This window comes from Nostoc sp. UHCC 0251, assembly GCF_034932245.1.
Lineage (GTDB): Bacteria > Cyanobacteriota > Cyanobacteriia > Cyanobacteriales > Nostocaceae > Nostoc.
This window is the reverse complement of sequence record NZ_JAYGHD010000346.1, coordinates 1-22,155: the sequence shown is the minus strand read 5'-3', so window position 1 is coordinate 22,155 and position 22,155 is coordinate 1. Positions and strand designations below refer to the sequence as shown.

The following is a 22,155-nucleotide window of genomic DNA, read 5'->3' as shown; positions in this document are numbered from 1 at the left end:
ACGTCCGGTTTTGAAGACGAGCGGTTCTCGTGAGGGAATCGCTTAGTTCAACGAACTTAGTCTAAAAATACTTAACGGCTATCCAGATGCCCAAGTAATTGCCCTAGATTACTCGCCTCGAATGCTGCAATTTGCTCAAGATAAAATCACAGCAGCAGGATATCAAAAAAGGTGGTTTGGTACACAAGCAGACTTTGGCGACTGGGCAGATAATCCAGAAAAGTTTGCTATTGGTAGCGAATTTGATGCCTGTGTCTCATCTTTGGCAATCCACCATCTCCAAGACGAGATGAAATTGAGGTTATTTGAGCGAATTGCTGCTAGCCTCAGTAAAAACGGCTGTTTTTGGAATGCAGACCCTGTTTTACCAGAATCACCAGCCTTAGCAGAAGTTTATAAGGCGGTACGAGAAGAATGGTCAGTTCAACAGGGAACTAATTTAACAGATATTCGCGCGAAGATTGGTGCGAGTAGTACCCAAGGTTACTCCAGTCAAGACCAGCTAGCTAGCTTAGATACTCATTTACAAATGTTGAGCAAAGCTGGATTTAAGACAGTTGCAGTACCTTGGAAATATTATGGTCTGGCGGTGTTTGGTGGCTGGCTGTGAAAATTTCAGGTTTTGGATGCCTAGTACCGCAAGGCGGAAGTCAAAAGCCAAAAGTTTTGTATATCAAAGCTTTTGCAAGTTTTAAAATAGTAGCTTGATTTACACCGCGCTGTACTAGATTTGGGATTTGCCTGTCTCCAACGGGGATTTATACGATTAAGAGCTTGATAGTAACAAAACAGCAATAAATAACATGATCTCTCTTGAGAAGAACTAATATATAAACGCATTAGGTCTGTAAAGGAGGTTTTGCTAACTCACGCAAGGATTTAGGCTGAAACTTTCGGTATATAAGCTTGCCTTGTGTTTTTATGCAATATTTCCACATCAGAAATACCTGTGAGGGTACTATCAATCCTCCGCAGACCTATCCGAAAATACAGAGTAGAAAATGTTTTCAAAAAAACCAAAGACACGCGATTTGGATTCATTTTTTTGCTCCTTTGTTTGCCAATACTTAGTTCCAAAAGGAGAATATTTTGGATGGCTCGAAATAAAAAGAAATCAGCCGGGTTCAAGTATAAGCATCCACTTAACTCTAGATGCCCTATTTGTTGTATTATCCCGCCCCACATGCTAGAAAATGTTGTTGTAAATGGCAATCCACAGCAGCGTAGTTGGGCTTTTCATACATTAAATGTTTCGGCACAGCTTCGTGGACGGAGAGATGTCATAGGTACTGTCTCATTTGCACCTTCTCCCGGTGAAAAACGCCGCACCATCTACGATGCCAAATATGGCCAGCAACTTCCTGGTACATTAGTGCGCGGTGAGGGAGATCCACCAAGCAGTGATGAAGCGGTGAATGAAGCCTACGATGCTGCTGGTGCTACTTATGAATTATTTTATGAGATATTCGATCGCAATTCGATTGATGACAAAGGACTGCGTTTAGACTCCACCGTGCATTATGGGGAAAAATATGACAACGCCTTTTGGAACGGCGACCAAATGGTTTATGGTGATGGCGACGGAGAAATGTTTCAATGCTTCACCAAGTCTATTGATGTGATTGGGCATGAACTAGTTCATGGTATAACCCAATATGAAGCGGGTTTGCAGTATTATGGCGAACCTGGGGCACTGAATGAGTCGTTTTCTGATGTCTTCGGTTCCTTAGTGAAACAAAAGAGCAAAAATCAGACTGCACAAGAGGCTGATTGGCTGATTGGCGAAGGTCTTTTGGTACCAACTGTCAAAGGTGTGGCCCTGCGATCGCTAAAAGCACCGGGAACAGCATACCATGATCCAGTATTGGGTAAAGATCCGCAACCAGCCCATATGAAAGATAAATATACAGGTGTTGAAGATAACGCTGGAGTGCATATCAACTCAGGAATTCCTAACCATGCCTTTTATCTAGCGGCTGTTGAGATTGGTGGTTATGCCTGGGAAAATGTTGGTAAAATCTGGTACATAGCTTTACGCGATCGCTTGCGTGCCAAAGCAGATTTTAAAAAAGCTGCCAACGTCACCATTCAAGTTGCTGGCGAACTCTACGGTAATGGCAGTAACGAGCAAAAAGCTGTGCAGAACGCTTGGCAAAAGGTGGGAGTTATTTAAAATTAGGAGTTAGGAGCTAAGAAAATCACAGCTTCTAACTTCTAAGTCTTATATCAAACCATCCAAGTATGTATTGTTTAAAGCACAGAGTAAAGTATTATAAATAGCCTGTATAAAGCCTTTTTCTAAGTATCTTAATTACGAATTACGAATTACGAATTACGAATTAGTACTAGATGTACTACTTGTTATTGCTAAACTGGTAGGTGAAAACTATCATCTCCCAGTTTTTGTATTTCTCCCAACTAAATAGCACAACGGAGAGAAAAAAATGCGGATATCCTTTGAACGCACAGGCGGCTTTGCTGGGATTACCAAAAAAACAACCGTTGATACAGCCACTCTCCCACCACATGAAGCAGCGACACTTCCCCGACTAGTGGAAGTTGCAGATTTATTTAGGCTACCTGAACACATTACCTCGCCAAATCCTCAGAGCGATCGCTTTCAGTATAAGTTAACAGTGGAAGATAACGGCAAGCAGCATACGGTGACTGTTAGCGAAGCAGCATTGCCAGGAACCTTAAGACCCTTGATTGAATGGCTACAGAACGCAGCACAAAAAAGATAAAAAGTCAAAAATTACTCAAACTCTTTATTGCCACAATCAAAAATAAAAAAGACCAAATAGTAATAGGCAGCAGGGGCACAACATTGTTGTGCCTTCATGAATATTTTGTCTTACCATCAATTAATCCCCACGAAAATTTATAAGCATGATATGAATAAACCAATCAAACGAGCCTTTTTAGACACTGAAGACGGACAAATTCTTTACCGGATTGGTGGTGAGGGAAAACCTCTGCTTTTACTACATCAAAACTTCCGAAGTGGCGATGAATTTCGCGAGTTGATACCAATTTTGGCTCAGAAAAGATTAGTCATTGCTATGGATTTTTTGGGATTAGGAGATTCTGATAAACCCCCAAGAATGTATTCGATTGAAGATTACGCAAAAACTGTTATTTTACTGCTTGACGAATTAGGAGTAGAAACCACAAGTATTCTTGGTAATCATACAGGAGCTTGTGTAGCAGCAGAAGTAGCAGCAGCTTACCCTGAACGAGTCGAAAAAATTATATTATGCAACATAGATAACTTTAACGAAGAGGGGAAAGCAGCTTTAATCAATAAATTTGAAAATCTCAAGATACAACCAGACGGTTCTCACTTGATGCAAAGATGGTCAGCCAGAGCAAGCTATATAGGTTCTGCTGAGTTAAATCACCGCTGGGTTTTGGACGATTTAAAAGGTTTTGGCTATCCTTGGTATGCACCTTTGGCTGTTCTTGACTACTGCCAAAGAATGGAAGCAAGATTTCATTTAATTAAATCTCCAACTCTAATATTGTCTGGTACAGAGGATGTAAAACAATTAGAAAGGCTAGGTTTTGCTAACGCAGACAATAGAGAGTTTATTTTAACGGCAATTCCTCATGCAAAAATGATTGAGATTGAAGGCGGAACAATATGTATGATGAACCAAATACCTGAAGAAATCTCAAAGGTGGTAATTGAGTTTTTAGAATAAATTTCAGTGAATGCAATATAGCATTTACTAGCGAAGGAAAAACATATAAATAGGAGAATGTACAATTATGGGTGAAGAGAATAGAAATTTTGATTACACAGCCAAAGACCAAGCTGATGATTTTTTAAGTGTAGCGCCTGTAAAAGAAGATTGGGGTGGAGATGGTCGAGGACGCTTGAATCTATCGGGAAGGCGTACAGCAATATCGAAAGAATATTTGCCTCGCCAGTATCAATTTTTTGATACAAATGCTGTGCCAGAAGAACAAGGATGGCGCATTAGTGGAATGCCAGATAAAGTAGCAGCAGGAAGACGAAGATTGCTGACTTGGGATGACTGTGGTGCATCTACTTCCAGAGTAATTCTACCGCCCGGATTTGAAGCGCCATCTGGTATCTTTACAGCTGATTTAGAAATTTTTATTATTGCTGGTGAAATTCAAATTGATGAATGGCGGCTAGATAAACATTCTTACTCGTTTATTCCGGCAGGGGTCAGATTAGAATCTTGGAAAGTTTTAGGTGAAGAAGGCGTTGAAATCCTTTGGATGGAAAACGGGCCAGTTCCACTCAAATACCAATATGCAGAAATCAGTCATCCAGATGCGAGAATAAGTGAGTTTATTCCAGTATTGGATAGTAAGTTATTACCTTGGCGTAATACAGAGACAGTTCAATTTGAAGTAGCAAAAAAGAAGTTTTTAAGAAAACATAATAACGGGGGTGGAACATGGCTACTTACGATTTTGCCACATTATGACGGTCACTATGCAATAATTCAATCATACAATGAAGAGGCTTATGCTTTAGCTGGCTATTGTGATATAGGAAATTATAGATTTGCGAAAGAACACTTAGGCTATTGTCCCACCAATAACACTACCCTTAGACACAGAACAGATGATGGATATTTATCTTTTGTCAGAGTTGATAGAGATGTATCCCAAGCCGGAACAGTCATATCATATACACATGGAAATACCTAAATCATTATACCAAGTAAGTTGTTTGGTAATCTGTGTGGATTGACAATTTCAATTTTGATTTTACCACTTGCTGCTTTTAAAATTGCTCTAACGTCTTTTTAAATAACGTCCAGTGGGTAAACTTAAAACCTGCCCATTGTTGTAAATCAAGTTTCCGCGCAGAAAAGTACTTTTCACTCGTCCAGTTAACTCCACTCCTTCAAAAGGCGTATAACCTTGTTGTGACTCCGACTCAGCAGCACGTACCACAAAGCTTTTATTGGGGTCTACCAACACTAAATCAGCATCATAACCAATAGCAATATCACCTTTTTCTAACAAACCAAAGCGCCGGGATGGGTTCCAAGATAGCAATTTAGCCATGTGATTGTAGGACATCCCCCGCTTGCTACCTTCACTAAATACACCAGAAAGTAAATATTCTGTACCGCCAAAACCAGACTTTGCTAACCAAATATTATTCCGGTCTTTAGCACTTCTTTTTTGTTCAGCAGAACAGCAAGCGTGGTCGCTAACTATCCAATCCACTTGATTATTAAGTACTGCTTGCCATAAGTATTCCACATCGGCACGGGGACGAATAGGAGGGTTGACTTTTGCCCAAATTGTATTGGGAGTATCGACATCTAATAACAAATGTCCGACAGTAACTTCTCGCCGAAAATTGATATGAGGAAAAGCAGTTTGCATAGTCAAAGCTGCTTCCATTGCTTTACGCGAACTCAGGTGCAACAAATTGATATTTGCACAGTTAGTCTCATGCGCCAAATAAGAAGCAATACAAATTGCTAAACCTTCGGAATGAGGTGGACGCGCTGCACTGTAAGCGTGTAATCCACTAAGACTAGAATCGTTTTCAACTATTTTGGTATAGGCGTTGAGAATTTCTGCAACTTCGCAATGCAAACTCAAGCTAATAGTATCTCGCGCTTCTGGATGTTTTTCCATCAAGCGAGTTAGACCGCGCATAATAAATTCAAAATGGGCGAAATCGTACCGTTCCTCTTTATTAATCATCAAAAAGAGGTTTTGCTGGTCTGACAAACCATGCAACCCATATCCCCCATAAAACATGAATATTTTAAACGAAGAGATACCGTGTTCTTCAAACAATAAAGGTATTTCGTCGATATGCTGGCTAGATATAGGTGCAATGTGATAGCTGTAATCTACAAAAAAATTACCTGCTGATAACGCCAATACCTCTGGAAAAAAATCCCGGTAGGAGCCGCCTTTGTTAAGATAATACTGCCCTGTACGGATGTAATTTAAGCTGGTTGTCACGCCTCCCATTGCTGCTGCTTTGCTTTCAGTCACAGCATCTTTGTCGAGGGGTTGATAGATACCGATGTGCATGTGGGCATCCACGACCCCAGGAAAGCCTAGCAAATTTTTGCCATCAAATACTTCTTTACCTGTGTCTGGGCTAATATTAGGGGCAATCTGAGCAAATTTTCCATCCTTAATGCCTAAATCAAGTAGTTCGATTGCATCCTGATGGGGACGAACTACCCGCACATTTTTGATAATTTTATCTAATACGGGAGTTTCAGACACAGTAGACCTCACACTAAAATGAGTTTAGTCAGGAATTCCAACATAGAATCGGGACGAAAACCAAATCCCATCATTATATAACGGTTTTTTATGAAATCATCTTCAGGAGAAAAGACAATGGAAACTTTTAATGAGTATCATATAGACCCAAAAGGATTTACTTTTCTCAAAAATTTTGAAGATAACTGGCAAGTGATTAGAGATGAATTTACACGCTTTATTAAGAATGCGTCTGATGACGAGTTAAAGTTAACTTATGATATTTTGGGCCCTAAAAGTCAAACGATTAAAACCAAGGGTGATGCAAAATACAGTGCTTTTGGTATTTTATTTCAAGGGATGTTTATTGAAAAATATATTCAGGTGCATCAAATACAATATCCTGATTATGGGCCAGATGAGGCATCACAAAAAGCACTTATATTAAGAGAGAAATACTTCCCTAATTTGGCTAAAGTAATAGAAAAAGTTAACTTTAGCGATGATGAAATCATCAGAAATGTGTATTTTGGGACATTCCATCCAGGCTTGGATATCAAACTGCATGTGAATTATAACCCTCACATGAATCGTGGCTATTTAGGATTAATCGTGCCAGAGGGAGATGTGGCTATGAAAATATGCCATGATCAACTTTATTGGCATGAAGGAAAATTCCTGGTTTTAGATCACAGTTATCCACACTGTCCACATAATTACACTAATTATGATAGGACTGTTTTGGTTGTAGACTTTTTTAAACCGGATAAACCTAGAGAGGAAGTTATCCAATTTGAAAAAGAGCAAGTCACGCAACGGATGCAAGATAATCCTTACAGCTTAGGTGTTTTTGGTAAAAGCGATAAAGCTAAAGTAGAAGATTTTATTAAGTATGGTTTAGCGCATCAATTAGAGTGGGATAAAGCTTTATAAGCTTAGTATAATGCACCTTAAATTTTTAATGGTGCGTTCTTTCAGCTAAAACGCCCTAGATTTATATTTCTTAAATAAGATGGGTAAATGAACGCAAAAACTTACAAAAAGTTAATAGCAAAACAGCTTAATCAAGATTTTAAATCTGCCATTGAAATTGTCGAAGTTCCTATTTCTAAACCTGCGTCTAGTGAACTTTTAATTCAAAACAAGTTTGCTGGCGTTAACGGTGGCTTTGACACATTACTTTGTCGTGGTGATGTTCCCTATGTTAACTTGATTCCTCCCTTTGATTTAGGCGTGGAAGCTGTAGGAAAAGTTGTCGCTATCGGTGAAAATGTTAAAGATTTTCAAATAGGTGATGCTGTAATAACTACGATGCGTGGTAGTGGTTATCGAGAATATCAGCTTATCGATGCAAACTTAGCGGTAAAGGTGCGGGAAGCAACGCCAGAGGTACTAACACTAATACCTACAGGTGTATCAGCTTTGGTTGCATTGGAACAAGTGGGAGAGATGAAGAGTAATGAAGTGGTTCTAGTGACAGCAGCGGCAGGAGGAACTGGTCATATTGCGGTGCGATTGGCAAAATTAGCTGGTAATTATGTCATTGGTACTTGCAGTTCTGAGGCGAAGGCAGATTTACTAAAGGAATTAGGGTGCGATCGCATTATCAACTATCGCACAGAAAATCTCAATCAAGTCCTCAAGCAAGAATACCCCAATGGAATTAATTTAATTTTTGACTGTGTAGGCAAAGCAGTATTTGATACTTGCGTTGAAAATTTGGCAGTGCGAGGACGCTTAGTAGTGGTTGGTTTTATCTCCGAATACGCAAAAGACTTAGAACAGATTACACAACCACGCATTTATCACCAGCTATTTTGGAAAGCTGCTTCTGTAAGAGGCTTTCTCATGCCTCATTATAAAGAATATATGGCAGAGGCACGCGATCGCCTTTTAAACTTGTTTTACACAGACAAACTCAAAGTTGCCGTTGACCCAACCCAGTTTCAAGGCATAGAATCAATACCCAAAGCTGTAGAATATCTCCTCAGTGGTCAAAATTGTGGCAAAGTAGTGGTGAGGTTCTAAGTAAGACAATATTAGTTTATATTCAGCCACGGGTGAGAATGACACAAGATTCAGAAAATACTTTAAAAGTTGCTCGACAGGCATTTGAGAATCTGACGCATGGAATGTCAACAGGAGAGTGGGAACCGTTGTTAGATATGCTCACAGAAGATTTTACCCTTTGGTTTCCTATAGCAAAATTCCACGGGTTGAATGTGGGGAAAGAACGAGCTAGAGAATTTTTTGAGTACGTTTCTGAATCCTTCAATCCTGGTTTAAACCTGACTAGTCTAGACCGTGTTACTAGCAATGAAACAACGGCTGTCTTTGAGTTTCGGGATGAGGGGCTTTTGTTCGGACAGCCTTACAAAAATCGGGTAGCAGTTTCTTTTGATGTGCGTGGAGACAAAATTTGTGCCTATAGAGAATACTTTGGTAGCGATGGGAAATCATATTAAATCAATTCGCAATTCGCAATGACGCTCCTTCGTCGCTAACGCAATTCGCAATTATGAATTACGAATTACTTAGTTACTCTCAGGGTTGAGTTCGTTGATTTCTCTACATTTAGCTTCTGCGGCTTGATATGCTGCCAAGTATTCTTGACCACCCAACATTACATCACCGTAATATTCATAAGGTGGATCACCATAGATTGGCAATGGATCATCTTCTGGATAATCTTCTTTCGATTCTTCAATGATGGCTTTCAGTTTTTTAACGGTTAGCCTTTGTGCTGCAAAATACCAGAGTTCTTGGGGATTTTTGTTTAGGTGCGGTAATGTGGGATCGACGATGCGGGCATCGGAAGCGTCGCCTATCTCAATCCAACTGTGTTCAACCGGTCTGTATGGTTTCCCGGCAAAAGCTAAAAATCCCTGAATATATCTTGCTCCCTCAGTGGATAATGCTGCTTTGTAAGCATTATCAAACGGAGTGCTAGCTCTGCTGTTTATACTTTCAGCAATTTTGATTGACAGCGTTTCATCCAGTAGTTTGTTCATCAATAGCAAGGATTAGAGCAGCCATGAGAACATATTACCACTGTTGCTTCCCATTTTGCTTAGGCACTGGGCATTCACTTTGGACTAATGACTAATGACCAATAACTAATGACAAACCTTAGTTTGTATTAATCACCATCTGTAAATTTCTTAACAAGTCGTTTGAGGTGTAAGGCTTGGACAAAAGGATTTTGACATTATTACCAAGGATTTTAATCATCTCATGATTGGAGGCTAATCCACTAACACCAATAATTTTGATGTCTGGATTAATTTTTTTTAACACATTAATAGTTGTTGGCCCATCCATAGATGGCATCATCATATCAACCAAGACCACACTAATTTCTTGTTGATGTTGTGTATATAGTGCGATCGCATCAATACCATCACTAGCTGCTAGAACTTTATAGGCATTTTTTTCTAACCAGGTTTGAGTAACTTCTCGAATTGAATCTTCATCATCAACAACTAAAATCAATTCTCCATGCCCTGCGAGTAATTCATGATCTCCAGCTAATTTACTATCTATCTCCCTTGTCTGCGCGACGGGTAAGAAAACTTGAAACTCCGTGCCTTTGCCCACTTCAGTAACTAAATTTACAAAGCCGCCGTGGCTTTTGATAATGCCAAGCACTGTTGAAAGACCAAGCCCTGTGCCTTTACCCATTTCTTTTGTTGTGAAAAATGGCTCAAAAATTCTATCTACTATTTCTTTCTTAATTCCTATGCCTGTATCACAGACGCTAATCATCACGTAAGAACCCACTTTAGCATCAATATTGATTCGGGCATATTGGCTATCAACCCAGAAATTATTCGCAGAAATCTTTAGGATACCGCCATGAGGCATGGCATCACGAGCATTAATACAGAGGTTCATCAACACTTGGTGCAACTGAGCAGCATCACCAAATATATTCCACAGATTTTGCCCAGGAACATCTATACGGATTTCAATAGCTCTGGAAAATGTTTGCTTAACAATATTTTCAATTTCTGATATTAAATACTGCACCTGTAGAGTTTTAAAGTTACCTACAGATCCGCGTGAAAACCATAGCACTTGTTTTACTAAATCTGCCGCACGTTTAACGTTGGTTTCCATAATTTTTAGCCATCGCTGACTTTGCTCATCTGGGAGTTTTGCCTCTAAAAGTTGCACTGTCATCATCATCGGTGTCAGTGCATTGTTGAAATCGTGAGCGATACCACTGGCTAAAGTGCCAAGACTCTCCATCCGCTGGGCACGAAGAAACTGCGCTTCGAGTTGTTTTTTCTCTGTAATGTCGGAGTTGACAATTAGGATGGATTTGGCTTGTCCCTCATTATCATTTACCAGTGTCCAGCGACTAGCAACGATTATCTCTTTGCCTTGTTTTGTGATTTGATTTAACTCACCTTGCCATGAACCATGTTCAACTAGAGTTTTCTTGATATTTTTCAGTTGGCACAAATTTTGCTTGCGATACAAAAGTTGATTGGCATTCTGGCCCATTGCTTCTTCTGCCATCCAACCGTAGAGATGTTCAGCGCCTCTATTCCAAAATTGAATTTGGTTAATCAAATCCTGAACGATAATCGCATCTGTAGTGATGTCGAGCAAAGCGGCTTGCTCACGGATTTTCTGTTCTGCATTTTTGCGATCGCGTAGCGCAGCTTGCTGTTCGGTAATATCAATTACAAAGCCCGTCATCCGAGCAACTTTGCCTGTAGAGTCTAAAAAGATATACCCATTATTCTCAACTGTGATGTAAGTGCCATCTTTGCGACACAGGCGAAATTCTAGGTGGAATCGCTCTTTTGTCGATAAAACGCGGTTAATCTCTTCATTAAAGAACTTTCTGTCATCAGGATGAACCAACTCTAGCCAACGGTCTAAACCTCCTAACATCTCAGGCATAGAGTAACCTAATATTAGCTCTACATTTCCACCATATTTAATATCATTTGTATCCAGGTTCCAGTCGTAGAGAATCTGACCACTCGCTTGAATTAGTGCTTGATAGCGATTGTTACAATCGTCTAATGCAGCTGAATGGCATCGAAGTTTTTCCTCTACCCGCTGGCGCTCCAAGATTTCCATCTCTAAACGTTTATTTTGCTCTGTGAGTTTTTTTGTGAGGTTTCGTAAATGCAAATGGGTATTTATCCTAGCTAAAACCTCTTTATTTTCTAGAGGTTTTGTAATATAATCAACTGCCCCAAGATTTAAACCTTTGACTTTATCTACCTTGTCACTCATGGCAGTAATAAATATTACGGGAATATCTTGAGTGTCTGGATTTATTTTTAAAAGTCTGCAAGTTTCAAAACCATCAATTTTTGGCATTAATACATCCAGTAAAATTAGGTCGGGTGAAGAAGTTTCTGCTATCTTCAGTGCAGTTTTTCCATCTTCAGCTACCAAAACTTTAAAACCGTAATATTCTAAGAAATCTAATAAAATTTTTAAGTTCATAGGAGTGTCATCAACCAGTAAGATGACATTTTTTTTATTTTCATTAAAATTCATACTTGCCTCTTATTAAATTTCTTTAAAAATTATTAAATTTGTTTGCTTTTAAAGCTTTTAAAAAATTGAGTAACATGGGTGGCAAGCTACACTTTATTACCTACTTGTTTGAATGGCAAAAGTTTCTGCTAACTAGATCATCTGCTTGCTGTTTTTGTATATAACATCTTCTGCCATTGTTTTTATGCACAACTTTTAAACTTAAAAGCAAAAAGATTTAATTAAAAGTATCCTATTTTCTGGAAATGCCTACATCTATAAAGGAAAGCTTATATAGCAATCCGATTTGATTTCTGAAATTATTTGTGTAGGAAGGCAATAGGCAATAGGCAACAGGCAAGAAGCCTCTTTGAGTTACACTGAATTTTTTCAAAAATCAAATATGAGTCCTATAGTTAGGAAACATAAGTACCAGCTATGTGTGTAAAAAGTACATAGCCTCTGGTTTATAGCATTACAATTAGAAGGTTCAATGTAGGCAATGCCTGGGTTGGTCTACGCCTATGCTACTTGCAATTTTAGCTTGACGATTCACCTATAGCCCAATACGTTGGGTTAAGCATAAGTGTTAGCCGATAATGTGCATAAAATTGTAGCGATCGCACTTTCTTATTTCCAAAAGCAACACATACTTAGGGCACAGCATTGCTCATACGTGTCAACTTAAGCTAAAAGTAGCTTAACTGAAAGCTTGACTCGCCCGCCTAGAACTTTAGTTCTAGGCTAATAGCTAAAGTAGACTAAAGATTTTTCAGATTATTTAGTCATCTTCAGATGACTTTCGCTATTATTCTTGGAACTTCAGTTCTTTGCGGGACATGGCTTTTACGTTAAGTTGACACCAATGAGCATTGCTGTGCCCCTACGAAGTCTATATTCCATGCAATTGAAAACTGCTATAAATAGCAAATCACGGGGTTGCGGGCGTATCAAGTTTTATCCGAACTGTCTTAGGGCGACAGGGGCTTCCCCAACAAACCTGCCCAGAGGGCATATTAGTAAAAACACTACTACGAGCGCCAATCACAGCATTAGTTCCAATTTGTACCCCCGGCCCAACAAAACAATCTGCTGCTACCCATGCACCATTGTCAATGGTGATACTCGCTGTTTTCAACCCAAAGGCAGGATCTTGAATATCATGACTACCAGTACACAGGTAACTTTTTTGAGAAATTACGCAATGTTCACCAATGTGGATGTGATCAAGACTATATAAAACTACGTTATCTCCAATCCAGCTGTAGTTGCCAATGGTAACTTTCCAAGGGTAGGTGAAGCGAGCGGTGGGTCGAATTAATACACCTTTACCGATACGAGCGCCAAATAGTCGTAGCAAAGCACAACGTAAAATATTTAATGGTTGAGGAGTTAAGGGAAAGGCGATCGCTTGTACAAACCACCATAATAAAATATACCAAGCTGGACGCCCTCGATCGAACCAAGATTGGTCATATTTGCGTAAATCTACGAAAGAATCATTAGTCATTAGTTATTAGTTAAGAGTCAATAGTCAATAACTCTCCCTCTGCTCCCCTGCTCCCCTGCTCCCCTGCTCCTTCCTTCGGGGTAGTTGCAGTATTTAAGTGACCACCACAGTTGCGTAATTCGTATAGTTTAACGCCAATTTGATATTCATATTGACTCAGCAAGCGTGCATAGATATATCCTGCTTTGCCGTCCAAAAAACCGCGTTGAATAATATAAAATAGAACAAACCGTAAAAAGGGTTTAAATGGCAGGTGTACCCACACTTTTTTCAAAAAGCGCTTGCGTTGGACTGCATCACCAAATAGATTTGCGCCGATAGTACCGCTATCATCTTTACCTGTGAGAATATTAAAATAAACGCTGGCTTCCCAGTTAGAATAGCGGTTGTGACGTTCTAACCAGTGGTAAAGGTCGCGGAAGTCCTCGTGGAGCATATCATTTTTGAGATACCCAACTTTGCCCTGCAAAATTACATGTTCGTGAACTTCGTTGTCACCAGTATTAGGAATATCTTCTGTATGTAGGTTTTCGTAGCGACCTTTTTTATGCTGAAATAAACGTAGATTCCAATCAGGATATTTCCCACCATAACGAATCCATTTTCCTAAGAAAAATACACGGCGGTTGAGGTAATAACCTGTATATTCTTCATTTTGAATTGCTTGGTCAATTTCTTCCCAAAGTTCGGGGGTGATACGCTCATCGCAATCTACAATTAGCACCCATTCATTACGAAAAGGGAGATTATCTAAAGACCAATTTTTCTTTTTGGGCCAACGCCCATTGAAGTCGAATTGCACGACATTTACACCGTGACTTTTAGCAATTTCAATACTGTTATCAGTACTTTGAGAATCGACTACAAATATTTCATCTGCTCTGCTGAGGCTAGCGAGGCAGGCTGGCAAATTTGCTTGTTCGTTTTTTGCCGGAATTAATACAGAAACTGGAATTTTAGATGACATATCAGTATAAATTATGTTATTGCTTATTTCTTATTAGATGTAGATAAAAGACCTTGAATAGCAGCATTTAAGTAACCAATCTGACCGTAAGCATAGACAAGTTTATCAAACCGTTCTGCTGGATCAGAAAAATATTGCAATGCCTTATACAAGCCGCGCACGAACCGTTCACTACCTCTCTGCAATTGAGCGATGCCAGCTTTACCAGCGAGTTGTTCTCGATAGCATTCACTGATACCCTGCCACCAGCCTCGGTTTAAAAACCAGGAGCGTTGGAGGCGTTCTGGAGCAACATTATGAGCAACCAGCGCTTCGGGAAGATAAGCGACTTGCCAACCACGCTGTAAGGCAAATTCGGTCATTTGCAGTTCTTCGTTTGATAGTAGATTATTTCCCACTCGACCGAGATGAGGATCAAAACCGCCAATTTCTTCTAGGAAACTGCGGCGGATGGAGTAATTTAAGCCTCTGGGTGTTGAGCCAGGTTGCTCGATATAGATGATACTGTCACCCAAATCGTATGCACCCAGATTTGCAGCTAGCCCTGGAGATAGCCACCGTGGTTGCTGGATTCCTTGGGGCCAGATGAGAGTGACTTTGCCACCTGCGATCGCTAGTTTAGAATTATTGTAATAGGCGTAATATAAAACCTGTAACCAGCCCTTGCTGGCAACGGCATCGTCATCCAAATAGGCAAGAATATCACCACTGGCTACTTTTGCACCCGTGTTGCGGGCGACAGATAAACCAATTGTGGGTTCAAAGACATACTTCAGGCGTGGATTATGGGCCCTTTGTTCTACAACTTCACGAGTGCGATCGCTAGACCCATTATCAACTATCACAATTTCAAAGTCAGCAGCAAAATCTTGCGCTAAAAGACTATCAATTGCAGCCCCTAAATAGGTATCTCGATTGTGGGTACAGATAATCGCGGAGATTTGGGTGTCTGGCATAGATTTTATTTTGGATTTGAGATTTGGGATTTTAGATAAAAATCTTAAATCCAACACACACCTGCTGAGGTTAATTTAAACTAACAATCACCGACCCACCAACCGAGTTTCTTCGGAAATAATCTTTAAAACTTCATGTTTGTTGAATATGACTATGTAAAACTACAAGAGTTTGGGCTAGTTGACTCAGGCGGGTTTCCAAAGATTGCTTGCGCCCCAACAGTTGACGCAACTTTTGGTAACGAGCGATCGCCATGCTAACATTAGGAACCTGATCGGCTGGACATGGACGTGACCAGACTTTACCAGCACCGTCTACACCACAGAGGCGGTAGCCAGTAATGGATGATTGATAAGATACTTTCCCACCAGTCGCGCAAATTTCTTCTACGTAGTTCATCAGGCGGTCAACTTCTGCATGACGCAGTGTTGAAGTTCCTCCCGGTTCTGGTTCGGTGGGATTGGATTCTAACCAGCCATTAACAATTGGGCCTTCTAAGTAAATATCCTGAATTTGTTTCAAAATATTTTGCAGTTCTGTTTGCCAGCCGGCGACAGTTTCCTGAATTTCTTGCAATAGATTCATCGCCAATGCTGGATTGGCTCCGTGGCGATGACTACTAAAGGTTGGAGTTTTCAACTTGGGTAGGCTGGGTGTTTTGCCACCATTGTCTTGTGCTTGAAAGGTCTGCACAGAGTCATGGTGAGGAAAGAAACTTTCTTCAGAAGAATAATCACTCTCAGCATCTACGCCCAAGTCAATTTGTTCTTCTTCAGAGGATGGAGTTTGTGTACTTTCTGTGGTTTCGTTGGCTCCAACGCTGATTCTAAAAGAGAAAGGCCGTTTGGTCGTCGAATCAACTGTTTCAGCGGCAGAGGCAGTGCCGCGATTCCCTAAATCGTGTAGAGTTGCTTCTATGCGTTTTAAGCCTGCGTTCATAAAGACATCCTATAATTTTGCTGTCCCCGATGGTATAGGGGCTTCCACGGCGCGAGGTGCTTGGTGACATCAATGATGCTGGTGCTAATTTTATCCCTTAAAAGTTATTTGAAACCAAAAATCTCGCTGATTAAGTAAAAAACTGCGCTGAGAAATTGCAACCATAGGCATATTGTTAAAGAATACAGAATACAGAATCAATTAATGAGGGATTCAGATCCGTCACACAGAATTCAGTATTGAATTCTGTTTTGTTCAAATATTCAGGAAATAACCTTGGGTAAAGTCATTTTAGTAACAGGACCAGCACGATCTGGTAAAAGTGAATGGGCCGAAACTCTGGCCATGCAGTCAGGAAAAGCAGTTGTTTACGTAGCAACAGCCACCGATAATCTAGATGACCAAGAATGGCATCAACGCATTTTAGAACATCAACAACGTCGTCCCCAAGACTGGGTAACTTTATCTGTACCTGTGGAACTGTCTGCGACCCTCTCTGATGCTAAACCCTATACCTGTCTTTTAGTTGATTCTTTAGGAACTTGGGTTGCTAACCTCTTAGAAGAGGACGAATCTAGCTGGGAAAACATCGTTGCAGAGTTACTAGAGACGGTGGATCTGGTTGCTGCTGATATTTTGTTTGTAGCAGAAGAGGTGGGTTGGGGTGTAGTACCAGCTTATCCTCTTGGGAGGACGTTCCGCGATCGCTTGGGTTCTTTAGTGCGCCAGCTAGCTGCACTTAGCCAAACTGTCTATTTAGTTACTGGTGGTCATGTTCTCAATCTAGGCCTCCTTGGTTATCCATTGCCAATTAGAGGAGAAGGAGAAATGAGGAGTCAAGATTCTTAACTCTTAATTCAAATTATTCTAAAATCTAGAATTTCAAATCTAAAATTGTAATATGGCAACCAAACAACAAGTTAAAGGATACCTTGCCTACTGGTTTCAGTTGGGTAAGAAAGTGATTACGGGCAACGGTAAGGCAAGCCTTTTGCCTCAAGACGCTCGCGGACTCGCTATCGCTCCGCTAACGGTGCTAGATGGCGATCGCTATAGTGAAGAATTTGAACAGTGCTGGCAGAAAATTCTTTCGTCAGAATTGGGTGATTGTCACCTAGAGGGTACACATGAAACCATTGCTGAACTATTGACACCAGCCTGGGAAATGGTACCTTGCAGCCGTTGCAGTATGCCAGTAGCAGCGCGAAACGTCGGGATGCCGGCGTTGTTATGTCCCTGTAATAATTTACCTAACTGGCCTAATACCGAATTACCAGCACCGCGAGAGCCAATTAATACTCAAGATCAACTCAAAACAATTCGCGATCGGCTTGTAGATAATATTGTATAAACAACCTTAGACTCAATTTTTCGTTAAATCTGACAAGTTTTTTGTGAGAACATTAATGCCAAAATGTCGGCGAAGCAACAAACGTAGTGTGTGAGATACAATTTTGGCAGCAATATGTACACAAAAGCCGTTACTCGATTTTGGATTTGTGATTTTGGATTAACCTCTTCTTTAAAGAAGAGGCTTAACTATTGAAAATTTTATTTTTCATCTCCGTAAATGGAGAGGCTTGAAACCTTTTTTAGATTCTAGATTTAGATTTTAATCTAAAATCCAAAATCTAAAACTTCTTCCTGGGTCAACTTAAGCAAAAAGTAAGCAAAAGCCGCTCCTCTTTTCCTCGCTTGTATCTTGGTATGAAAAAGCCCGAAGCTAACATCAGCTATTGTCCATGCTCGTGCTTCATACTTGCAAGCGATCGCACTTCCGAAAAAGAATGGTACTATCTCAGCATTCTGTCTAGGATAATTAACAGTGAAAAACACAAAGCTAGAAAAGAAAAGTTTGTTCACAGTAATAGATGATGCCGAAGCGATAAAAATAACTGGCAGTCTAAAGAGTGTTGAAATTAAAATTAAATGTCGATTTGATGCAAAGCCTATATTTGATGCAAAGCCGTTTCCAAAAAAAGGTGTACTCACCGATGTTATACCTTCGACGATAGCCTAAATACTCACTCATCTCACAAAACGCGCGTTCACACGTTACGACATCGGAAGTTTGGGGTGATTGCTCATATTCTTTGCTCAGTCGGCGACACTCTTTCTCGTAGATGCCGCCAAATAAAGCCTGATTGTCAAATTACCTGCCAATTTTTCAAACATCCTCTCATAATCTGAATAATAATCCGAAACTTGGGTTATTACGCAAAAGATGAGATCAAAATGTAAAGAATACATCAAGCTCGTTGCTTATATATAAATAAGTAAGTACGCGAGAATAAATTAAACTATATTAAGTAATATAAAAAATATTGACATTATTTTCTAGCAAGGGCTTGATCTCTCGTTTGCTTGTGTACCGTCTGTCTGCGACACCCTGCGCGAACACAGACAGGACTAAAATCCTCACGTACAAACCTTTAATTATTTATGCCGCTCTACTTAATATTTATCAATCAATAATATAAAGAGTACGCAAAGATATTTATTGACTTATAGACATATAAGCCAATTTTCGGTATTTAATTCTTATCAGGTTAACTGCATGTTTCCTATTTCCACGTGTCGAATAATAGATTATTTTTCTTTATTAACACTTTTAAAGGATGTTTGAAAATTTATAATGTGTATAAAAGTACACTGTTAAATTAAAATAACTCCAAGGAAAAATTTAGGTTTCAGCCATATACTGAGATGCTTTCCGGCGCTGACACTTGAAAGCAAAAGACCTTATAAAACATCCTCTTAGTCTCCCTCAAAAAGTAGCCTAAAGCATTGCCTTGAGTTATTTACAGCCTGGGGGAATTGATGTACTCCAAGAGGGTCTGTCTTTGGTAAAACTACTGGAGATAGAGCCTCCCAGGATGGCTTTGCAGGGCAAGGGTTATAACTTAACGTGAGTGCCAAACAGTAGTAGCACTGACGGTAGTGAGTTGAGCAATGCAGGCACAGGCGACTACCTGACTTTTCACATCATCTGGAAAAGTCCACGAAATAACTCAAACTCCTTCCCCTATTGGGAAAGGGAAAATTCAAAATCTCTCTTACTAAAAGGAGAGATTTTCCAAATCTGTGAAAAATCAAGTATAAAGACTGAGCTTGTTTATTAAATTTATACAACGCAAACAAACATTGGAGTAACCTCAATGTCTATATTTACCGTGACTAATACCAAGAACAGTGATGCAGGTTCACTGCGGCAGGCAATTCTAGATGCCAATGCCCTAGCAGGAAAAGACATCATCAATTTTGGTGGACTATTTAATGATGGACTCGCCCATACCATCAGTTTGACTGGTAGTAGCTTGAGTATCACAGATGACCTTACCATTGAAGGCATAAATCCAGGCTTACTAACTATTAGTGACGATAGTGCTTCCCGTGTATTTGATATTGGCAATGGTGTAACAGCTGCAATCAACGGGCTGACTATTACCAATAGCTACAAAAACGGTGGAGGAGGCGGTGCTATCTCCAATGAAGGAGTCCTTAACTTGAGCAATAGCACCATCACTGGGAACACTGCGGAATACGGCGGTGCTATCTTCAATCAGGGCACCCTATCGGTGAGCAACAGCACCATCACTAACAACTCAGCGGCAAATGACGGCGGTGGTATCTACAGTGAAGGGACTATAACCGTTAGTAACAGTCTCATCAGTGGTAACAACTCCAGCAACGGTGGCGGCATCTTTAACTCTGGCATCTTATCAGTGAGTAACAGCAGCATAAGTGGCAACACTGCATACAGAGAAGGCGGCGGCATCTACAACTATGTCTTTAAGGAAAACGGCAACCCCAATATAGGCTCCGTTAACGTAAGTAATAGCACTATTAGTCGCAACACTGCGGAATATGGAGGCGGCGGTATTTTTGGCTACGAGTTTGGCACTATAACCGTGAGTGACAGCTTCATCAATGATAACAGCGTCGGCTTCAGGTCTAGCTACTACGGCGGCGGCGGCATCTTCAGTTCTGGAACCTTATCAGTGAATAACAGTACCATCACTGGCAACACTGCGGAATACGGCGGCGGTATCTATGGTATCTACGAAGGCACTATAACCGTGAGCAACAGCCTCATCAGTAGCAATAACGCTAGCAACGGCGGCGGCATCTACAGCGCTGTTACTCTCTCAGTGGATAAAAGCACTATCACTGGCAACACTGCGAAATACGGCGGCGGTATCTATGATGGTGGTGGTATCTATGACGGTATCAGTCTTAATGAGGGTGATGGCATTATAACTGTGAATAACAGTATCATCAGTGCTAACACCGCAATTGAAGGTGGTGGCGGTATCTATGTTGGGGGCGTTACAATTGGCGGTGCTACAATTGGCGGCACTATAACTGTGAATAACAGCCTGATTAGTGAAAACCACGGCAACTTAGGTGGCGGGATCTATAACGAAGGCACTATAACCATGAGTAACAGTACCATCAGTAGCAACACTGCCGAAGATGGCGGTGGCATCTATAATCCGGGCTTTATCACCCCCGGCTACCGTAGCCCAGATGTGCTAGTATTTGGCAGCATTACGGTAGAAAATAGCACTATCAAACACAATAAAGCTACCACTGGAGGCGGGATCTACAATCAGGGCACCCTATCGGTGAATGACAGTAGTATCAGTAATAACTATGCCAGCGATTACGGTGGCGGCATTTACAACGAGCCGTTAGGCATCGCTAAGGTAAGTTATAGCTTCATTAGTGGCAATCAGGCACACTTTGGCGGTGGCATCTATAATACTGCCACCCTAACAGTAGGCAACAGCACTATCAAACACAATAAAGCTTTCGGGATCGAACTCAGTTCTGGTAGTTACGAGTCTGGACATGGTGGCGGCATTTATAACTCTAGCCCTGGCACTGCCACACTGGACTACAGCAACATTATTTTTAACTTTGCCATCCCACAAAAGGATTCAACTAAGCTTACCAAGCTTGATAATCTCGTAGGTAAATTCATCACCAAAGCTTTGCCTGTGAAAGTTTAAGTCCCATTAGTTCACTTTGGTGCTTGGGAATTTGGCATTGGACAAGTTTTATTAGCAAAATCACACTGATAAATATAGGGTTCTTGCCAACTCAGGGGAATTTCTAATAAGTCTCGCGTTCCTGTCATGCCTTGCCCAATAAATAATAACAAAGCAATGCAGTTTAAAATCGTATGGACGATGCGCCAGCGATTAGACTTATCTTGATAAATGTCTTGAACAATTGCTAATGAAAAAATCATCAGCAGTGCTGCGGTAATGCCAATATAATAATGTGACCAATACCATTCATTAGTGCGGCGATATACTCCATCTTGACAGCCTAATATTACCAAACCTACACCGACTAAAGTGGCAAATACTCCCCGCCACACTCGTTGTTTTGCCCGATAAAGTAATATTAAAGAGGCGATGGTAGCAACAAACATTAGCACAATAAAAACAAATTGAAAAGGTAGCTTGTTCCACAATTGATTTTTGATAATATTTTTGCCGATAGGGTAGCTTAATCCGATTAAAGTTAGTCCAACAACTGCACTAGTTAGTCTTTCACCTAACTGCTTATGTTCTCCACCCACCACTGGAGGAATTTTGCTCTTATTCCCGGCTAAAATTTGCAATCTGCGTTGGCGTGTTTGCCAAGCAAAATTGACCACTGTACCGATGAGTGGGAACACGAATATAATTGCGATCGCTGGATGTAAAAGACTAAAAAAATCTGCTATTTGCATACAGAACCTTTTAATAAATCATTAAATTCATGTCAAGGAACAATCTAAAGCATCCTAATATCATTTAAATTAATTTCAGATGAGAATCTGATTAATGTTTTTTTAGTATTCGCTAATCTTAATACAACATTGTTTTATTGTTTAGCATCATGGTAACAGTGGAACTTGCTGCTAAAAAAAATATATATCGTAAAGTTTTTGCTCAAACTAATTAGGAAAAAATCATATAATTATGCTATTTTTATGGACATCTATAGGACTAGTATTTGATTTATGAAAAAATCTAAGTATATGTAGGGTGTGTTA

21 protein-coding genes and 1 pseudogene are annotated in these 22,155 nt (G+C 40.2%); 12 read left to right on the top strand and 10 right to left on the bottom strand.

Features of this window, described 5'->3' with window-relative positions; genetic code table 11:
- Positions 1–52: 52 nt before the first annotated feature.
- Positions 53–610, top strand: a pseudogene (locus VB740_RS29255) (class I SAM-dependent methyltransferase); the annotation flags it as partial.
- Between the two features lie 269 nt (positions 611–879).
- On the opposite strand, the gene VB740_RS29250 reads toward VB740_RS29255, so the two are convergent.
- Positions 880–1,041, bottom strand: a complete 162-nt coding sequence (locus VB740_RS29250; RefSeq protein ID WP_323203344.1) for a hypothetical protein — start codon at positions 1,039–1,041, stop codon at positions 880–882.
- Between the two features lie 52 nt (positions 1,042–1,093).
- On the opposite strand from VB740_RS29250, the gene VB740_RS29245 reads away from it, so the two are divergent.
- The 4 genes from VB740_RS29245 to VB740_RS29230 all read left to right on the top strand — a co-directional run bounded on the left by VB740_RS29245 (position 1,094) and on the right by VB740_RS29230 (position 4,689).
- Complete coding sequence (locus tag VB740_RS29245) at positions 1,094–2,173, top strand: M4 family metallopeptidase (protein WP_323203343.1); 1,080 nt, start codon at positions 1,094–1,096, stop codon at positions 2,171–2,173.
- Positions 2,174–2,444: 271 nt separating this feature from the next.
- Entirely contained in the window at positions 2,445–2,744 is a 300-nt protein-coding gene (locus tag VB740_RS29240) for a protealysin inhibitor emfourin (protein WP_323203342.1), read from the top strand.
- A gap of 150 nt (positions 2,745–2,894) precedes the next feature.
- Complete coding sequence (locus VB740_RS29235) at positions 2,895–3,704, top strand: alpha/beta hydrolase (protein ID WP_323203346.1); 810 nt, start codon at positions 2,895–2,897, stop codon at positions 3,702–3,704.
- Positions 3,705–3,771: 67 nt separating this feature from the next.
- Complete coding sequence (locus tag VB740_RS29230) at positions 3,772–4,689, top strand: DUF4437 domain-containing protein (RefSeq protein WP_323203341.1); 918 nt, start codon at positions 3,772–3,774, stop codon at positions 4,687–4,689.
- A gap of 87 nt (positions 4,690–4,776) precedes the next feature.
- Here the strand turns inward: VB740_RS29230 and VB740_RS29225 are convergent, their stop codons facing one another.
- Positions 4,777–6,246: an amidohydrolase family protein gene (locus VB740_RS29225; RefSeq protein ID WP_323203340.1), complete on the bottom strand. Its 1,470-nt coding sequence runs from the start codon at positions 6,244–6,246 to the stop codon at positions 4,777–4,779.
- A 47-nt stretch (positions 6,247–6,293) separates the two neighbouring features.
- Here VB740_RS29225 and VB740_RS36900 point away from each other — a divergent pair, with 47 nt between their 5' ends.
- The 4 genes from VB740_RS36900 (at position 6,294) to VB740_RS29210 (ending at position 8,690) form a co-directional block, all read left to right on the top strand.
- Positions 6,294–6,377, top strand: coding sequence for a hypothetical protein (locus VB740_RS36900; protein ID WP_416290869.1), 84 nt, complete (start codon positions 6,294–6,296; stop codon positions 6,375–6,377).
- Positions 6,364–7,158 (top strand): aspartyl/asparaginyl beta-hydroxylase domain-containing protein, encoded by a 795-nt coding sequence (locus VB740_RS29220; protein WP_323203345.1) that lies wholly within the window; start codon positions 6,364–6,366, stop codon positions 7,156–7,158. Before VB740_RS36900 ends, VB740_RS29220 begins: the two co-directional genes overlap by 14 nt.
- Before the next feature lie 87 nt (positions 7,159–7,245).
- On the top strand, positions 7,246–8,253 hold the full coding sequence (locus VB740_RS29215) for a zinc-binding dehydrogenase (RefSeq protein ID WP_323203339.1): 1,008 nt from the start codon (positions 7,246–7,248) through the stop codon (positions 8,251–8,253).
- A gap of 38 nt (positions 8,254–8,291) precedes the next feature.
- Entirely contained in the window at positions 8,292–8,690 is a 399-nt protein-coding gene (locus VB740_RS29210; protein ID WP_323203338.1) for a nuclear transport factor 2 family protein, read from the top strand.
- Between the two features lie 69 nt (positions 8,691–8,759).
- Here VB740_RS29210 and VB740_RS29205 read toward each other — a convergent pair whose 3' ends face one another.
- From VB740_RS29205 to VB740_RS29180, 6 genes are all read right to left on the bottom strand, one after another.
- The gene (locus VB740_RS29205; protein WP_323203337.1) at positions 8,760–9,236 is read right to left on the bottom strand and encodes a hypothetical protein; all 477 of its coding nucleotides are present in this window, start codon (positions 9,234–9,236) and stop codon (positions 8,760–8,762) included.
- 118 nt (positions 9,237–9,354) lie between these two features.
- On the bottom strand, positions 9,355–11,751 hold the full coding sequence (locus VB740_RS29200; RefSeq protein ID WP_323203336.1) for a response regulator: 2,397 nt from the start codon (positions 11,749–11,751) through the stop codon (positions 9,355–9,357).
- A gap of 910 nt (positions 11,752–12,661) precedes the next feature.
- Entirely contained in the window at positions 12,662–13,240 is a 579-nt protein-coding gene (hpsU, locus tag VB740_RS29195) for a hormogonium polysaccharide biosynthesis acetyltransferase HpsU (RefSeq protein WP_323203335.1), read from the bottom strand.
- Between the two features lie 10 nt (positions 13,241–13,250).
- The gene (locus VB740_RS29190; RefSeq protein ID WP_323203334.1) at positions 13,251–14,207 is read right to left on the bottom strand and encodes a glycosyltransferase family 2 protein; all 957 of its coding nucleotides are present in this window, start codon (positions 14,205–14,207) and stop codon (positions 13,251–13,253) included.
- 23 nt (positions 14,208–14,230) lie between these two features.
- A complete protein-coding gene (locus tag VB740_RS29185; protein ID WP_323203333.1) occupies positions 14,231–15,163 on the bottom strand; it encodes a glycosyltransferase family A protein in 933 nt (310 codons plus the stop codon).
- Positions 15,164–15,296: 133 nt separating this feature from the next.
- Positions 15,297–16,103, bottom strand: a complete 807-nt coding sequence (locus VB740_RS29180; RefSeq protein ID WP_323203332.1) for a hypothetical protein — start codon at positions 16,101–16,103, stop codon at positions 15,297–15,299.
- A 276-nt stretch (positions 16,104–16,379) separates the two neighbouring features.
- On the opposite strand from VB740_RS29180, the gene cobU reads away from it, so the two are divergent.
- The gene (cobU, locus tag VB740_RS29175; protein WP_323203331.1) at positions 16,380–16,952 is read left to right on the top strand and encodes a bifunctional adenosylcobinamide kinase/adenosylcobinamide-phosphate guanylyltransferase; all 573 of its coding nucleotides are present in this window, start codon (positions 16,380–16,382) and stop codon (positions 16,950–16,952) included.
- A gap of 52 nt (positions 16,953–17,004) precedes the next feature.
- Complete coding sequence (locus VB740_RS29170; protein ID WP_323203330.1) at positions 17,005–17,454, top strand: hypothetical protein; 450 nt, start codon at positions 17,005–17,007, stop codon at positions 17,452–17,454.
- Positions 17,455–17,720: 266 nt separating this feature from the next.
- Here the strand turns inward: VB740_RS29170 and VB740_RS29165 are convergent, their stop codons facing one another.
- Positions 17,721–18,095, bottom strand: a complete 375-nt coding sequence (locus tag VB740_RS29165) for a hypothetical protein (RefSeq protein ID WP_323203329.1) — start codon at positions 18,093–18,095, stop codon at positions 17,721–17,723.
- A 1,166-nt stretch (positions 18,096–19,261) separates the two neighbouring features.
- Between VB740_RS29165 and VB740_RS29160 the strand changes: the two genes are divergently transcribed.
- Entirely contained in the window at positions 19,262–21,118 is a 1,857-nt protein-coding gene (locus tag VB740_RS29160; RefSeq protein ID WP_323203328.1) for a hypothetical protein, read from the top strand.
- Between the two features lie 11 nt (positions 21,119–21,129).
- Here VB740_RS29160 and VB740_RS29155 read toward each other — a convergent pair whose 3' ends face one another.
- Entirely contained in the window at positions 21,130–21,849 is a 720-nt protein-coding gene (locus tag VB740_RS29155) for a DUF4079 domain-containing protein (RefSeq protein ID WP_323203327.1), read from the bottom strand.
- Positions 21,850–22,155 lie beyond the last annotated feature (306 nt).

Bases quoted from the DNA above. Each gene is read 5' to 3' on its own strand.
- VB740_RS29235 (WP_323203346.1), top strand. From the start codon at position 2,895: ATGAATAAACCAATCAAACGAGCCTTTTTAGACACTGAAGACGGACAA.
- hpsU (WP_323203335.1), bottom strand. From the start codon at position 13,240: ATGACTAATGATTCTTTCGTAGATTTACGCAAATATGACCAATCTTGG.
- VB740_RS29220 (WP_323203345.1), top strand. From the start codon at position 6,364: ATGGAAACTTTTAATGAGTATCATATAGACCCAAAAGGATTTACTTTT.
- VB740_RS29185 (WP_323203333.1), bottom strand. From the start codon at position 15,163: ATGCCAGACACCCAAATCTCCGCGATTATCTGTACCCACAATCGAGAT.
- VB740_RS29240 (WP_323203342.1), top strand. From the start codon at position 2,445: ATGCGGATATCCTTTGAACGCACAGGCGGCTTTGCTGGGATTACCAAA.
- VB740_RS29170 (WP_323203330.1), top strand. From the start codon at position 17,005: ATGGCAACCAAACAACAAGTTAAAGGATACCTTGCCTACTGGTTTCAG.
- VB740_RS29160 (WP_323203328.1), top strand. From the start codon at position 19,262: ATGTCTATATTTACCGTGACTAATACCAAGAACAGTGATGCAGGTTCA.
- VB740_RS29205 (WP_323203337.1), bottom strand. From the start codon at position 9,236: ATGAACAAACTACTGGATGAAACGCTGTCAATCAAAATTGCTGAAAGT.
- VB740_RS29230 (WP_323203341.1), top strand. From the start codon at position 3,772: ATGGGTGAAGAGAATAGAAATTTTGATTACACAGCCAAAGACCAAGCT.
- VB740_RS29155 (WP_323203327.1), bottom strand. From the start codon at position 21,849: ATGCAAATAGCAGATTTTTTTAGTCTTTTACATCCAGCGATCGCAATT.
- VB740_RS29250 (WP_323203344.1), bottom strand. From the start codon at position 1,041: ATGAATCCAAATCGCGTGTCTTTGGTTTTTTTGAAAACATTTTCTACT.
- VB740_RS29210 (WP_323203338.1), top strand. From the start codon at position 8,292: ATGACACAAGATTCAGAAAATACTTTAAAAGTTGCTCGACAGGCATTT.
- VB740_RS29190 (WP_323203334.1), bottom strand. From the start codon at position 14,207: ATGTCATCTAAAATTCCAGTTTCTGTATTAATTCCGGCAAAAAACGAA.
- VB740_RS29245 (WP_323203343.1), top strand. From the start codon at position 1,094: ATGGCTCGAAATAAAAAGAAATCAGCCGGGTTCAAGTATAAGCATCCA.
- VB740_RS29215 (WP_323203339.1), top strand. From the start codon at position 7,246: ATGAACGCAAAAACTTACAAAAAGTTAATAGCAAAACAGCTTAATCAA.
- VB740_RS29200 (WP_323203336.1), bottom strand. From the start codon at position 11,751: ATGAATTTTAATGAAAATAAAAAAAATGTCATCTTACTGGTTGATGAC.
- VB740_RS29180 (WP_323203332.1), bottom strand. From the start codon at position 16,103: ATGAACGCAGGCTTAAAACGCATAGAAGCAACTCTACACGATTTAGGG.